The following is a 14280-nucleotide window of genomic DNA, read 5'->3' as shown; positions in this document are numbered from 1 at the left end:
CAAGGATATGAGCCTCAACTCCAAAGCCGCGCCGGTCAGTTTTCGCAATGTCACCAAGATCTATGGCAAGGATGTGGTGGCGGTCGACGACATCAATCTTGAGATCGAGGCCGGGAAACTGGTGACTTTGCTGGGTCCGTCAGGATGCGGCAAGACCACGACGCTGCGCATGATCGCGGGGCTGGAAATGGCCAGCAGGGGCTCGATCCATATCGGTGATCGTGATGTCACATTGCTGCCGGCGACGGATCGTGATGTGTCGATGGTGTTCCAGTCTTATGCCCTATTTCCGCATATGACGGTGATGGAGAATGTCTCCTATGGGCTTGGGTTCTCGGGTTTCGACAAGGCAGAAACGAAGGATCGCGCCGCACAGGGGCTGGACCTTGTGGGCCTACGCGGCTTCGGCGACCGGCTGCCATCGGAATTGTCGGGTGGCCAGCAGCAACGGGTCGCCGTCGCCCGCGCGCTTGTGCTTGAGCCGCAGGTGCTGTTGTTTGACGAGCCGCTGTCAAATCTAGATGCCAAGCTGCGTCGGCAAGTGCGCGAGGAAATCCGCGAAATCCAGCAAAATCTGGGTCTGACCGTCGTCTATGTCACCCATGATCAGGAAGAGGCGCTGGCGGTTTCCGACGATATCGTCGTCATGCGGAATGCGGGCATCGCCCAGATTGGCACGCCGCGCGAGCTTTATGACGCGCCTGCCGACCGTTTCGTAGCCGACTTTATCGGAGAGGCCAACATCATCCCCTGCGAGATCATCGCAATTCGCGACGATATGGCATCCATCCGCGTCGGCGCCTTCGAACATGCCCTGCCCGCGCGCGGGTTGCAGGCTGGCCCGGCGCTGCTGGCAGTGCGCCCGACACGTCTGAAGATCGGAGCATCCGACGGGATGGATATGACAATTGCCAAGGCGACCTATGTGGGAAGCCGCATGGAATATACTCTGGAGGCGGCGTTTGGGCAGATTTTTGCAATCAGCGAAAACGTCGATGCCCCGCTTGAGGTCGGATCAGAGATCACCGTCGGACTGGACGAAATCGGCCCGGTTCTGCTGCCTGTGGATGTGACGGGATAGGATCTTCAGGGTTGCCTGAAGTTTGTGCAGATTTCTCACATTGATGAATATTCAGGCAGAACGCGCGCCGCTGATTGAATGTCGAGGGCGTTAGCATTGTGACCTTGGGCAACTTTGTCCAGTTCGATGGGCATGAGCCGCAAATTGACCGTTGTTGTTGTTGAGCAGAACCGCGACCGCGCCATCGCGATTGTCGACGCCCTGAAAGATTCCGGGGAAGTCGATGTTTTTGTGATCGGCGCTGTCTCGGGGCTTGCGCGCAAGATCGCCACGCATAGCCCCGATATCGTGCTGATCGATATCGACAATCCGTCCCGCGACATGCTTGAGGAGCTAACAATCGCATCGGGCCCGATGGAACGGCCTGTAGCGATGTTCGTGTCCGGTGCCGCCGGGGGTCTTGCCAAAGCTGCGGTCGAAGCAGGTGTGTCGGCTTACGTCGTCGATGGGCTGCAGGCCGAACGGATCAAACCCGTTATCGACATCGCGATTGCCCGGTTTCATGTTCTGCGCCAGGTGCGGACCGAATTGGCCGAAACGCGGCGCGCTCTGGAAGAGCGCAAAGTGATCGACCGGGCCAAAGGACTGCTGATGAAGGCCAAGGGCATTCAGGAGGACGAAGCCTATGCCATGTTGCGCAAGACCGCGATGAACCAGAACCGCCGGGTTGCTGACGTGGCCGAGGCTCTGGTCACGGCATCGGGGTTGCTGTCATGAGGACCGTTTCGCTGCCCGTTGCCTATATGCCTCTGGTTGATGCGGCGCCATTGATCGCGGCGCGCGAGATGGGCTTTGACCATGCCGAGGGCGTCTCGCTGGATCTTAGACCCGCGCCCTCTTGGTCGTCCCTGCGGGATATGCTGGCCTTTGGACATGTGGATGCGGCACATCTTCTCTCTCCGGTCCCGATCGCCATGGCATTGGGGTTGGGCGGTATCGCGACGCCGTTTTCGGCGGTGTCGGTACTGTCGCTCAATGGCAATGTCATCGGCGTTGGTCAGGACCTTGAAAAACGGTTGCGCGCCAGCGGGTATGCGTTCGATTTCCAGGATGCAAACGCCGCTGGCGCAGCGCTTGCGCGGGTTGCGAACGGGCCACTGGTTTTTGGTGTGCCTTTCCCGTTTTCAATGCATGTCGAGCTGCTGCGCTATTGGGTGGCGGGCACCGAGCTGGCCTCCACTCAGGTCGAGATCCGAACGGTTCCGCCACCTCTCATGGCGCAGGCGCTGGCCGCCGGTGAGATTGACGCGTTTTGCGTCGGTGAACCCTGGGGCTCCGTCTCGGTCGATGATCAGGTGGGCGCGCTTTTGTTGCCCGGGCGTGCGATCTGGACCTGTGCGCCGGAGAAAGTCCTCGCAGTGCGCACCGAATGGGCCGAAACCGAACCCCATCTGCTTGGCGGATTGATGCGCGCGATCTGGCGCGCGGCGCGCTGGCTGTCTCGGCCAGAGAGTCGGACAACCGCCTCGGAAATGTTGTCACGTGCATCTTACCTGAACGTCTCTTCGGAGCTGATTGACCGTGCACTCTCGGGAGAGTTCACGATATCCTCGCGGGGCGAACAGCGCCATGTGGACGGGTTTGTCGAGTTTTTCGATGGGGCGGCCTCGTTCCCTTGGCGCAGTCAGGCGAAATGGATCGCCCACCAGCTCGCCAGACGAAACGGCCTTGACCCAACCCAGGCAGAATATCAGGCAGCCAAGGTGTTTCGCAGCGATCTCTATCGGCGAGAGTTGCAGTCTTCCGGCGTCGAACTGCCCGGTGCTTCGGAAAAACTAGAAGGGGCGATTCCCGATGCAACGGCCGTTGCATCGGCCAGCGGCAGCCTGATCCTGCCACCGAACGTGTTCTTTGACCGACGCATTTTTGAGCCGTCAGAATGAGGGCGCACAATTTTTTTGCACTGCAGCATCAAAACATGCCGCGATGCAGAAAAAGAGGCCCCAAAACGCCGAAATAGGATGACCCGCAAAACGGGTGATGTCTAAGATCGGACCATCGACATGCAATGGAGCCTGTCGCAAGAATTCGCCCAAAGCATAGGGCATCTGACAAGAGCAAAGCCGCTCGACCAACCGCCACTCCTCCCGGCGGTCTGTGTCGGCGGCTTTTTTTGTTTGCCCAAAGGAAATGGGCAGGACCGAAAGGGATCGAGATGAAGAAGCTTTTTCTAAGCCTCGCTGTGACAACAGCGCTAGCCAGTCCAGCACTTGCCGAATTGCTGGAGCTGGAGAAAGACGAACTGACCTTTGGCTTTATCAAACTGACGGATATGGCGCCGCTGGCCGTGGCCTATGAGCAGGGATATTTTCTGGACGAAGGTCTGTTTGTGACGCTTGAGGCGCAGGCCAACTGGAAAGTCCTTTTGGACGGCGTGATCGACGGGCAGTTGGACGGTGCGCATATGTTGGCGGGGCAACCGCTGGCGGCAACGATCGGATATGGCACCGAGGCCCATATCGTCACGCCTTTTTCAATGGACCTGAACGGCAACGGCATCACGGTTTCCAATGAGATCTGGGAAGAAATGAAGCCAAACATCCCCGTAATGGATGATGGTCGCCCGCAGCACCCTATCAGCGCCGAAGCGCTGGCACCGGTGGTTGAGAAATACAAATCCGAGGGCAAGCCGTTTAACATGGGCATGGTTTTCCCGGTCTCGACCCACAATTACGAGCTGCGCTACTGGCTGGCGGCTGGCGGTCTGCATCCGGGGTACTACAGCCCTGACAACGTCACGGGTCAGATCGGCGCAGATGTGTTCCTGTCGGTGACCCCTCCGCCGCAGATGCCCGCGACACTGGAGGCGGGCACGATCTATGGCTACTGCGTGGGCGAGCCGTGGAACCAGCAGGCCGTGTTCAAAGGCATCGGCGTGCCTGTCATCACCGATTACGAGCTGTGGAAGAACAACCCCGAGAAAGTCTTCGGCATCACCGCCGAGTTTGCCGAGGAATACCCCAACACCACGCTCGCCGTGACCAAAGCTTTGATCCGCGCTGCGATGTGGCTCGATGAAAATGACAACGCCAACCGCCCGGAAGCGGTCGAAATCCTCAGCCGTCCGGAATATGTGGGCGCGGATTATGATGTCATCGCCAACTCGATGACCGGCACGTTTGAATATGAAAAGGGCGACAAGCGTGAGGTGCCCGATTTCAACGTGTTCTTCCGCTACAACGCCACCTACCCGTTCTATTCCGACGCCATCTGGTACCTGACCCAGATGCGCCGCTGGGGCCAGATCGCCGAATCTCAGCCCGACAGCTGGTATGACGAGGTGGCCAAGTCGGTCTACAAGCCCGAAATCTACCTTGAGGCTGCACGCCTTCTGGTCGACGAGGGCCTGGCGAACGAAGCCGACTTCCCCTGGGACAGCGACGGCTACAAGGCCCCGACCCCAGCCGAGGATATCATCGACGGTATCGCCTATGACGGCCGCACACCCAACGCCTATCTCGAAAGCCTGTCCATCGGTCTGAAGGGCGATCAGAAGATCGTCGGCACGGACGTGCAAGGCTAATCCAGAAACGTCGCGCCCGGCCTTGGTCGGGCGTGGCCTTCACAAGTGCCCCGCCAACGCAAGGACACATCAGATGACAACGGTCGATCCAGAATTCAACGCAGGCGCCAATCGCGAAGAGCGTCGCGCCCGCCTTTTCACCCGCATCAACGCCGCCGACAAATGGTTCCAGGTTCTGGGTCTCAGCTGGGCCACTCCGGTGCTGAAGGCCGCCGCCGGAGATAACCCGCGCGCCCAGATGACCGAGATCTGGCGGTTGCTGATTGTTCCGCTGCTGTCGATCTGCGCCTTCCTGCTGCTCTGGTCGACGCTGGCGCCCAAGGTGCAGACGTCGCTGGGCGCCGTGCCCGGACCGGCTCAGGTCTGGGAAGAGATGGTGAATCTGAACGCCGACGCGCAGGCCAAGGCCGCAAAACGCGCAAAATTCGAGGCGATGGTTGAAAAGCGTAACCAGAAGCTGATCGACGCGGGCCGCGCGGATGAGGTGAAACAGGTCGCCTATACCGGCGCGCCATCTTACTACCAGCAGATCTGGACCTCGATCAAAACCGTTTTCTTCGGCTTTGTGATCGCCACGGTCGTGGCCGTCCCGCTTGGGATCGCCGCTGGTCTGTCTCCGACCGCAAATGCCGCGCTGAACCCGTTGATCCAGATCTTCAAACCCGTCTCGCCGCTGGCCTGGCTGCCAATTGTGACCATGATCGTCTCGGCCGTTTACGTCACCAATGACGGCTGGTTCGCGAAATCCTTCCTGATCTCGGCCATCACCGTGACGCTGTGTTCGCTGTGGCCGACGCTGATCAACACAGCTCTGGGTGTCGCATCGATCGACAAGGATCTGGTGAATGTCTCCAAGGTTCTGAAAATGAACACCTATACCAAGATCACCAAGCTGGTGCTGCCCTCGGCCCTGCCCCTGATCTTCACAGGTCTGCGCCTCAGCTTGGGTGTTGGCTGGATGGTCCTGATCGCCGCCGAGATGCTGGCGCAGAACCCAGGTCTGGGCAAGTTCGTCTGGGATGAATTCCAGAACGGCTCGTCCAGTTCGCTGGCCAAGATCATGGTCGCGGTCTTAACCATCGGTATCATCGGCTTCCTGCTGGACCGGGTGATGTACGCGCTGCAATCCCTCTTTACCTTTACCAATAGCCGGTGAGCGCGATGAGCATTCTGAGCTTCAAAAACGCCTCGAAATCCTTCGGCGAAGGTACTGCCCGGACCGATGTGCTCAAGGACATCGACCTGGAGGTAACAGAGGGGGAGTTTCTGGTGATCCTCGGGTTCTCGGGCACCGGAAAAACCACACTGATCAATCTGATGGCCGGGCTGGATACGCCCAGCAAAGGCGAGGTCACCTTCAAAGGCGCGCCGATCAGGGGGCCGGGCCCGGAACGCGGGGTGATCTTTCAGAACTACTCGCTGATGCCGTGGCTGACGGTCAACGGCAATGTCGGGCTGGCAGTCGATACAGTCTTTCCAGGCCTCAACAAGGCCGAAAAAGCGGACAAGATCGCCCACTATGTCAAGATGGTCGGCCTCAGCCATGCCGCGACGCGACGCCCTGCCGAACTGTCGGGCGGGATGCGGCAACGGGTCAACGTGGCGCGCGCGCTGTCGATTAACCCCGAAGTGCTGCTGCTGGACGAACCTCTTTCCGCGCTGGATGCGCTGACCCGCGCCAATCTGGCAGATGAGATCGAACATATCTGGGAAGCAGACAAAAAGACCTGCGTGCTGATCACCAATGATGTGGACGAGGCGATCATTCTGGCTGACCGGATCATCGCCTTGAACCCTGATGGCACGCTGGGTCAGGAATTCCCGGTGTCCATCCCGCGCCCGCGCGACCGCACCGCGATGAACAATGACGAGGGTTTCAAGCGCCTACGGGCAGATGTCACAAAATATCTCATGGAGGTCGGAATCGAGGCCAAGGTCGAAGGATCGCGTATCCTGCCCGACGTTACCCCGATCCACGGTGTTCCGGCAGTGATGGCCAAGGCCCAGAAAGGTCTGATCGAAAAACGCTTCCTGGATTTCTCGCAACTGCACAAGGTTTATCCGACCCCCAAGGGCCCGCTGACCGTGGTCGAAGACTTCGATCTCAAGATCGACAAGGGCGAGTTCATCTCTCTGATCGGCCATTCCGGCTGCGGCAAGTCCACGGTTCTGACCATGGCTGCCGGGCTGAACGACATCTCTCAGGGCGCGATCAAGCTGGATGGCCGCCATGTCGAAGGCGCCGACCCCGAACGCGCCGTGGTGTTCCAGTCACCCAACCTGTTTCCCTGGCTGAGCGCCAAGGAGAATGTCGCGATCGGTGTCGACAAGGTCTATCCAAGGGCCAGCCAGGCCGAGCGGCAGGATGTCGTCGAGTATTATCTGGAACGCGTCGGATTGGCCGATGCGATGGACAAGCAGGCGAGCGATCTGTCGAACGGCATGAAGCAGCGCGTCGGCATCGCCCGCGCCTTTGCCCTGTCGCCCAAGCTGCTGCTGCTGGACGAGCCCTTCGGGATGCTCGACAGCCTGACACGCTGGGAATTGCAGGAAGTCCTGATGGAGGTCTGGTCCCGCACCAAGGTGACGGCGATCTGCGTCACTCATGATGTGGATGAGGCGATCCTGCTGGCCGACCGGGTGGTGATGATGACGAACGGCCCGCAGGCCACCATCGGCAAGATCACAAATGTTGACCTGCCACGCCCGCGCACCCGCAAGGCACTGCTGGAGCATCCCGATTACTACGCCTACCGGCAGGAAGTCCTCGACTTCCTCGAAGAATACGAACACGGCGCCAAACCGAAATCGTCCGCCCCCAAGGCGATTGCAGCGGAGTGACTCAATGAAAAAGAGATTGGTGGTAATAGGCGCAGGCATGGCCTCGGGCCGGGTGTTGGAACACCTGACCGAGACTGCGCCCGAAAGCTTCGACATCACGCTGCTCAATGCCGAGCCGCGCGGAAACTATAATCGCATCATGCTCAGCCCGGTTTTGTCCGGCGAGAAAACATATGAAGAGATCGTCACCCATGACGATGACTGGTACGCCACGCGCGGCATCACCTGCCGCTTTGGTGAGAGGGTCGCGCGGATCGACCGCGAAATGAAGGTCGTCGAGGGCGAAAACAGCCACGTGCCCTATGACAAGCTGCTGATTGCAACCGGGTCAGAGCCGTTCATCATCCCTCTGCCCGGACATGATCTGGACGGCGTGATCGCCTATCGCGATCTCGAAGACACGCAACAGATGATGGGCATGGGACCTGACAACAAGGTCGTCGTCATCGGCGGTGGCTTGCTTGGGCTCGAAGCCGCCGCAGGCATGGCCGCGCATGGCGTTGATGTCACCGTGGTCCATATCATGGGTCACCTGATGGAGCGCCAGCTGGACGAGGCGGCTGGATATCTGCTGAAGAAGTCGCTGGAAGACAAGGGCATCAAGATCCAGCTTCAGGCGAATTCGAAAGAGATCCTCGGTCAGGACGGAAAGGTGCGCGCGCTGCTGCTGGACGATGGCACCGAGCTGCCCTGCGATCTGCTGGTCATGGCGGTCGGTATCCGGCCAAGCACGGCGTTGGCGCAAGAGGCTGGCCTGGCCACCGGACGCGGCATCCACGTGGATGACCAGATGCTGACATCCGACCCGGACGTCTACGCCGTCGGCGAGTGCGTTGAACATGACGGGGCCGTTTTTGGCCTGGTCGCACCGCTTTATGATCAGGCGAAGGTGGCGGCACAGGCCATGCTGGGTGGCGAGGCGGCCTTTGTTCAGAAAACCCTATCGACCAAGCTGAAGGTCACCGGATGCGATCTGTTCAGCGCAGGTGATTTTGCCGACGGGCCGGGGCGCGAGGATATCGTGTTCCGCGACCCCGCACGTGGGGTCTACAAGCGCCTCGTGATCGAAGAGGACCGCCTGATCGGTGCCGTGATGTATGGCGATACGGCCGATGGCAGCTGGTTCTTCGGTCTGATCAAGGACGGCACCAATATCGACGAGATGCGCGAGACGCTGATCTTCGGCCCGGCTTACCAGGGGGGCGACACTGCGGACCCTCTCTCAGCCGTTGCAGCATTGCCGCCTGAGGCGGAAATTTGCGGTTGCAACGGCGTATGCAAAGGCGACATTGTCGAGGCGATCAACGCCGGTGCCAATGATCTGGGTGCAGTTCGGACATCAACCAAAGCCAGCGCATCTTGCGGGACCTGCACCGGGCTGGTCGAACAGCTGCTGCAAGTCACGCTGGGTGATGAGTTTGAGATGCCTGCAGCTCAGCCGATCTGCGGTTGCAGCGATCTGACGCATGAGGATGTGCGCCGCCTGATCAAGGGGCAGGAGCTGAAAAGCCAGGCCGCTGTTTGGCAGGAGCTGGGCTGGAAAACGCCCAATGGCTGTCATGTCTGTCGCCCGGCGATCAATTACTACTTGCTGGCCGATTGGCCGCTGGAATATCAGGACGACCCGCAAAGCCGCTTCGTAAACGAACGCAAGCACGCCAACATCCAGAAGGACGGCACGTTCAGCGTTGTGCCGCGCATGTGGGGCGGGATCACCAACCCCGCCGAGCTGCGCGCCATCGCCGATGCCGCTGACAAGTATGACGTTCCCACCGTCAAGGTCACCGGCGGTCAGCGCATCGACCTTCTGGGCGTCAAGGGAGAGGACCTGCCCGCAATCTGGTCGGATCTGAACAAGGCGGGGCTGGTCTCGGGTCATGCTTATTCCAAGGGGCTGCGCACGGTCAAAACCTGCGTGGGCACCGATCATTGCCGGTTTGGAACGCAGGACAGCACCGGGCTGGGGGTCAAGCTTGAGAAAATCCTCTGGGGGTCATGGACGCCGCACAAGCTGAAGCTCGCGGTCTCGGGTTGCCCCCGAAATTGTGCCGAGGCGACTTGCAAGGATATTGGCGTGGTCTGTGTGGACTCAGGTTACCAGATCAGCATCGGTGGCGCGGCGGGTATGGATGTGAAAGAGACCGAGCTGCTGTGTCAGGTGCCCACCGAGAACGAGGCGATCGAGGTGGTCATGGCGGTGACGCAGGCCTACCGCGAAGGCGGCAAGTATCTGGATCGTTTGTACAAATGGCTGGGCAAGGTCGGTATGGACTGGGTCAAGGCCCATGTCGTTGATGATCTCGACAACCGCGCCGCACTGGTCGCGCGATTTGAGCTGTCTCAGAGCATCTACCGCAAAGACCCCTGGGCCGAGCATGTGCGGGACAAGGCGCAGACCTATGCGCCGATTGCAGATTTCACATTGGAGGCCGCAGAATGAGCTGGATCGACATCGGATCAGTTGACGAGGTTCCCCTGCGCGGTGCGCGGTTGGTGAAAACCCATGTGGGCTGTCTGGCTGTCTTCCGCACGGCAGAGGCCGAGATTTTTGTCGCCTCCAACAGTTGCCCGCACAAAGGCGGGCCCCTGTCGGAAGGTATCGTGCACGGGCAGTCGGTGACCTGTCCCCTGCACAATTGGGTGTTCGACCTGAATACGGGTCAGGCCCAAGGCGCGGATGAGGGCCGGATCACGACTTATCCGGTTCGCGTGGAAGAGGGCCGCATCCTGCTGGACGCAGATGCGGTCACCCGGCGGAGCGCCGCGTGATGGATGGAACAGGTCTGCCCGAAATCCGCTCGACCTGCGCTTATTGCGGGGTCGGTTGCGGTGTGCTGCTGCGCCCGGATGGCGCTGGCGGGCTGGCGGTACGCGGCGACCCGGACCACCCGGCAAACCGGGGCCGGCTCTGCTCGAAAGGCTCAGCGCTGGCGGAAACCGTGAGCCTGGAGCAACGCTTGCTCACCCCGCGCGCATTTGGGCAGGACACCAGCTGGGACGAGGCCCTGCAACTGGTTGCAGACCGATTTTCTTCGGCCATCGCCGAGCATGGCCCCGACAGCGTCGCCTTTTATGTCTCGGGCCAGTTGCTGACCGAAGATTATTATATGGCCAACAAGCTGATGAAAGGGTTCATCGGCTCGGCCAATATCGATACCAATTCGCGCCTCTGCATGGCATCGACCGTGGCCGGACACAAACGCGCCTTTGGTACGGATACCGTCCCCGGCAGCTACGAGGATCTGGATCAGGCCGATCTCGTTGTCCTCGTCGGATCAAACCTTGCCTGGTGCCATCCGGTTCTCTACCAACGTGTTCTGGCGGCGCGGCAGGCACGCGGCACCAAGATCGTAGTGATCGACCCGCGACGCACGGCAAGCTGTGATCAGGCCGACCTGCATCTGGCCCTTGCGCCAGGCAGCGATGTGGCGCTGTTCAACAGGCTGCTGGCGCGGGTTCACGAAGGCGGCCATGTCGATCCTGACTTTCTGACCCACACAACGGGCTTCGAGGAGGCGCTGCAGGCCGCAATCCAGGACGACCCGGCCGTGACCGGCCTGAGCCGCGACGCCCTTGATGAGTTCTGCGATCTTTGGATCAGGACGGACCGCGTGGTCACGATCTTTAGCCAGGGCGTGAACCAATCCTCCAGCGGGACCGACAAGGTCAATGCGATCCTCAATTGCCATCTGGCGACCGGTCGGATCGGTCGCGCCGGGATGGGGCCGTTTTCCGTGACCGGACAACCCAACGCGATGGGCGGGCGCGAGGTCGGCGGGCTGGCCAATACGCTGGCCTGCCATCTGGATATTGAGAATCCCGATCACCGCAGCGCTGTACAACAGTTCTGGAAGGCTCCGGCGATTCCTGAGCAGCAGGGGCTGAAGGCGGTCGACCTGTTCCGCGCGGTAGATGAGGGGCAGATCAAGGCGCTGTGGGTCATTCACACCAATCCCGCCGTCACGATGCCTGATGCCGACAAAGTGCGCAGCGCCATTGCCTCCTGCCCCTTCACCGTGGTCAGTGACCTGACCGACCGGACGGACACGGCACGCGTGGCAGACGTGCTGCTGCCTGCGGCGGGCTGGGCCGAAAAGAGCGGGACCGTGACCAATTCCGACCGCACAATCAGCCGCCAGCGCGCAGTTTTGCCCACGCCCGGACAAGCACGCGCCGACTGGGATATCCTGGCCGAGGTCGGGCGCCGCATGGGGTGGGAAGCGGCATTCAGCTACCCCTCACCCGCAGCGATCTTTCGGGAATATGCCGCGCTGTCCTCGGTCGCCCACAGCCTCGGGAAAGACTTTGACATCTCAGGCTTTGCCGATCTCGATGACGTTGAATATGCCGAGCTTAAGCCCACGCAGTGGCCGGTAACGGCGCGGCAGTCCGGTGGGCGGTTCTTTCATGATGGACGGTTCTACCATCCCGATGGCAAGGCTCGGTTCGTGCAGGTCAACCACCGGCCACCTGTGGCAAGGACCGATGACCGATATCCTTTTATCCTGAATACCGGTCGCATTCGCGATCAATGGCACAGCATGACCCGCACCGGTTTGTCGCCCCGCTTGTCAGCGCATCTTGCCGAACCGTTTGCAGAGATACACCCCGAAGATGCCCGGCGTTTGGGCTTGTCCCCCGCCGATCTTATCAAGCTGGAAAGCCCCGTGGGCCGTGGCATATTCCGGCTGCGCCTCACGGATGCCGTCGCCCCGGGCCAGGTGTTTGCTCCGATCCACTGGACAGGAGAAACCGCGCCCTCCGCACGGGTTGATGCGCTGGTTCCGAGTGTGACTGACCCGGTCTCCGGTCAACCCGAAAGCAAGGCATCTGTGGTCTCCGTGCAGCGCATGAACGCTACATGGTACGGCTTTGCCGTCTCCACGACACCGATTGCGCCCCCGGTGGCCTATTGGGCGACCGCCAGAACGGAAAAAGGCTACCGGACAGAGATTGCTGGATATGAGAGCATCGAGGATTGGGAGAGTACGGCCCGCGATTGGTTCGGGTTGCCCCATGCGACAGCCATATCGACCGCCGATCCGGCGCGCGGTTCGTTTCGCATCGCCTTGTCCGAAGGGGATCGCCTCGCGGCGGCATTGTTCATCTTCCCGAAGCCCATGGCCTTGATGCGAGACTATCTTTCGACGTTGCCGGACATTGCGCCGGACCAGATACTGTCGGGACGCGCCCCTGCGCTGACAGAAGATGCCGGTCCGGTAATCTGCTCCTGTTTCGGAGTCGGGATCAAAACGATCATTCGCACAATACAATCGGAACAGCCGGCTAACATCGACGAGCTTGGGAAACTGCTGCAAGCCGGAACAAACTGTGGGTCCTGTCGCCCCGAACTCGCCGAATTAGTCAAGAAACATGCCGTAAAAGCAAAAAAACGACGTGCAGATTTTCGACGCGTAGTTGCGCCCTATCGCAACGCTTCGGCCGATCAGTGAGTCTGAACAACCAACTTGATCGAAACGACAGCTTTACCGAAGTCTCGGCCCTAAAGAAGATTGGCCCGTTCAGCCGTCCCGGTCGTAGATGGTGAACAGTTCCTGCGGCTCGGAGACCCCGCGCAGCATATAGCGGCCCAGGCTGATCAAATCATGCTCGGTCTGCCCTGCAGCGCGCCGGACCACATCGGACACGATCACGTCCTGCCCCACAGCACGATGCATGCCGGACAGCCGCGCGGTGAGGTTGACGGCCGGTCCGATCACGGTGAAATCCAGACGGTTCTCGGCCCCGATATTGCCATAGAGGATTTCTCCCGAATGCAGCGCGCAGGTGGTTCCGGTTGTGGTCAGACCCTGCGCGGTGCGGCGCGCGTCTAACAGGGCGAGTTCCCGGCGCAGCGCGGCCACCGCGTCAAGACCGGCGCTTGCCGATGCCGCCGCCGTGTCCAGGTTGAACATTGCCATCATGCCATCGCCCATGAATTTCAGGATCGAGCCTTCCGCGTCGTGAACGCAACGCACAGCCACGCCGAAATAGGCGTTTAGCAACGCAATCAGATCACCGCCCGGCACCTGTTCGGACAGTTTGGTGAACCCCTGCAGGTCGAAATAGAGCAGAACCGCGTCGATCTTCTGCAGTGAGCCGCGCTGAATCTCGCCCGACAGCACGCGTTGGCCTGCGTCCCGCCCCAGATAGACTTGCATCAGGTTCTCGGCGATCCGTCGGTTCGCGGCGGATTTCAACGCCAGCGCCAATGCGGGGAGTCCCGAGCGGATCAGGTCGATATCGATATCCGAAAACCCGTCGGTTGCGTCGCTCGCCCAAGAGATCAACAGACCTTCGGGCACGTTTTCCGGATCGACAGGCTGACCCGGAATATGTTCCTCCAGATGCACGGCCACGGCGAAGTAGTCGGTCGCACCCAGCGCCCTCAACTCCTCCAATATCGGGAAACGCGCCGGAGTATCACCTCGCGGTATCCGTTCGCGTATCTCACCTTCGCCCGAAGATAAAAGGTAGTAGAGCGGACTGTTCAACCAGTCGTCGCCCGGTGATGGATCGTGCTCGTAGGTCTCGCGCGACATTCCTTCGTCGCGCAGCCAATCAAAGCCGATGCCGCCATATTTTGGGTGAAACGCACTTTGCGCCACGTGCAGCCGCAAAAACGGGACACCCAATTCGAGCAGCAGGCGGCAATACCCTTCCAGCAGTTGCTGCTGCTCTTCTCCGACCTGGCCCCTCTGCAACAACCACGAGCTCAAGGTGGCCTGGCGATGATCCGCGCTTTGTTCAGTGGGGGATGTCAGGGGCAAAGGAGGTCTCCGGTACGGCGGCGCATGCAGCATGCTACATGAGCACGCAGGACGCATATTGCCAG

Annotated in this window: 10 protein-coding genes; 9 read left to right on the top strand and 1 reads right to left on the bottom strand. The window is 60.5% G+C overall.

All coding sequences use genetic code 11. From position 1 onward, the window contains the following. Positions 1 to 7: 7 nt before the first annotated feature. The 9 genes from Q5Y75_RS21225 (at position 8) to Q5Y75_RS21185 (ending at position 12898) form a co-directional block, all read left to right on the top strand. Positions 8 to 1081, top strand: a complete 1074-nt coding sequence (locus Q5Y75_RS21225) for an ABC transporter ATP-binding protein (RefSeq protein ID WP_306201340.1) — start codon at positions 8 to 10, stop codon at positions 1079 to 1081. 132 nt (positions 1082 to 1213) lie between these two features. Continuing rightward, the gene (locus Q5Y75_RS21220) at positions 1214 to 1798 is read left to right on the top strand and encodes an ANTAR domain-containing response regulator (RefSeq protein WP_306201338.1); all 585 of its coding nucleotides are present in this window, start codon (positions 1214 to 1216) and stop codon (positions 1796 to 1798) included. Then, positions 1795 to 2964 (top strand): ABC transporter substrate-binding protein, encoded by a 1170-nt coding sequence (locus tag Q5Y75_RS21215; RefSeq protein WP_306201336.1) that lies wholly within the window; start codon positions 1795 to 1797, stop codon positions 2962 to 2964. Before Q5Y75_RS21220 ends, Q5Y75_RS21215 begins: the two co-directional genes overlap by 4 nt. Before the next feature lie 272 nt (positions 2965 to 3236). After that, complete coding sequence (locus tag Q5Y75_RS21210; RefSeq protein WP_306201334.1) at positions 3237 to 4604, top strand: CmpA/NrtA family ABC transporter substrate-binding protein; 1368 nt, start codon at positions 3237 to 3239, stop codon at positions 4602 to 4604. A 73-nt stretch (positions 4605 to 4677) separates the two neighbouring features. Continuing rightward, positions 4678 to 5760, top strand: coding sequence for an ABC transporter permease (locus Q5Y75_RS21205; protein ID WP_306201332.1), 1083 nt, complete (start codon positions 4678 to 4680; stop codon positions 5758 to 5760). A gap of 5 nt (positions 5761 to 5765) precedes the next feature. Further along, positions 5766 to 7445 carry an ABC transporter ATP-binding protein gene (locus tag Q5Y75_RS21200; protein WP_306201330.1) on the top strand — a complete coding sequence of 560 codons (1680 nt, stop codon included), beginning with the start codon at positions 5766 to 5768 and terminating at the stop codon, positions 7443 to 7445. A gap of 4 nt (positions 7446 to 7449) precedes the next feature. Further along, positions 7450 to 9885 (top strand): nitrite reductase large subunit NirB, encoded by a 2436-nt coding sequence (gene nirB / locus Q5Y75_RS21195; protein WP_306201329.1) that lies wholly within the window; start codon positions 7450 to 7452, stop codon positions 9883 to 9885. Beyond that, the gene (nirD, locus tag Q5Y75_RS21190; protein WP_306201327.1) at positions 9882 to 10214 is read left to right on the top strand and encodes a nitrite reductase small subunit NirD; all 333 of its coding nucleotides are present in this window, start codon (positions 9882 to 9884) and stop codon (positions 10212 to 10214) included. Before nirB ends, nirD begins: the two co-directional genes overlap by 4 nt. Beyond that, entirely contained in the window at positions 10214 to 12898 is a 2685-nt protein-coding gene (locus Q5Y75_RS21185) for a nitrate reductase (protein WP_306201403.1), read from the top strand. The genes nirD and Q5Y75_RS21185 overlap by 1 nt, the downstream gene beginning before the upstream one ends. A gap of 69 nt (positions 12899 to 12967) precedes the next feature. On the opposite strand, the gene Q5Y75_RS21180 is transcribed toward Q5Y75_RS21185, so the two are convergent. Continuing rightward, the gene (locus Q5Y75_RS21180) at positions 12968 to 14215 is read right to left on the bottom strand and encodes an adenylate/guanylate cyclase domain-containing protein (protein WP_306201325.1); all 1248 of its coding nucleotides are present in this window, start codon (positions 14213 to 14215) and stop codon (positions 12968 to 12970) included. Between the last annotated feature and the right edge of the window lie 65 nt (positions 14216 to 14280).

Source organism: Ruegeria discodermiae (genome assembly GCF_030758345.1).
Taxonomy (GTDB): domain Bacteria; phylum Pseudomonadota; class Alphaproteobacteria; order Rhodobacterales; family Rhodobacteraceae; genus Ruegeria_C.
Note: the sequence above shows the minus strand (reverse complement) of the source record. Positions and strands in the feature narration are given on the sequence as shown.

Bases quoted from the DNA above. Each gene is read 5' to 3' on its own strand.
- Q5Y75_RS21205 (WP_306201332.1), top strand. From the start codon at position 4,678: ATGACAACGGTCGATCCAGAATTCAACGCAGGCGCCAATCGCGAAGAG.
- Q5Y75_RS21220 (WP_306201338.1), top strand. From the start codon at position 1,214: ATGAGCCGCAAATTGACCGTTGTTGTTGTTGAGCAGAACCGCGACCGC.
- nirB (WP_306201329.1), top strand. From the start codon at position 7,450: ATGAAAAAGAGATTGGTGGTAATAGGCGCAGGCATGGCCTCGGGCCGG.
- Q5Y75_RS21185 (WP_306201403.1), top strand. From the start codon at position 10,214: ATGGATGGAACAGGTCTGCCCGAAATCCGCTCGACCTGCGCTTATTGC.
- Q5Y75_RS21225 (WP_306201340.1), top strand. From the start codon at position 8: ATGAGCCTCAACTCCAAAGCCGCGCCGGTCAGTTTTCGCAATGTCACC.
- nirD (WP_306201327.1), top strand. From the start codon at position 9,882: ATGAGCTGGATCGACATCGGATCAGTTGACGAGGTTCCCCTGCGCGGT.
- Q5Y75_RS21200 (WP_306201330.1), top strand. From the start codon at position 5,766: ATGAGCATTCTGAGCTTCAAAAACGCCTCGAAATCCTTCGGCGAAGGT.
- Q5Y75_RS21210 (WP_306201334.1), top strand. From the start codon at position 3,237: ATGAAGAAGCTTTTTCTAAGCCTCGCTGTGACAACAGCGCTAGCCAGT.
- Q5Y75_RS21215 (WP_306201336.1), top strand. From the start codon at position 1,795: ATGAGGACCGTTTCGCTGCCCGTTGCCTATATGCCTCTGGTTGATGCG.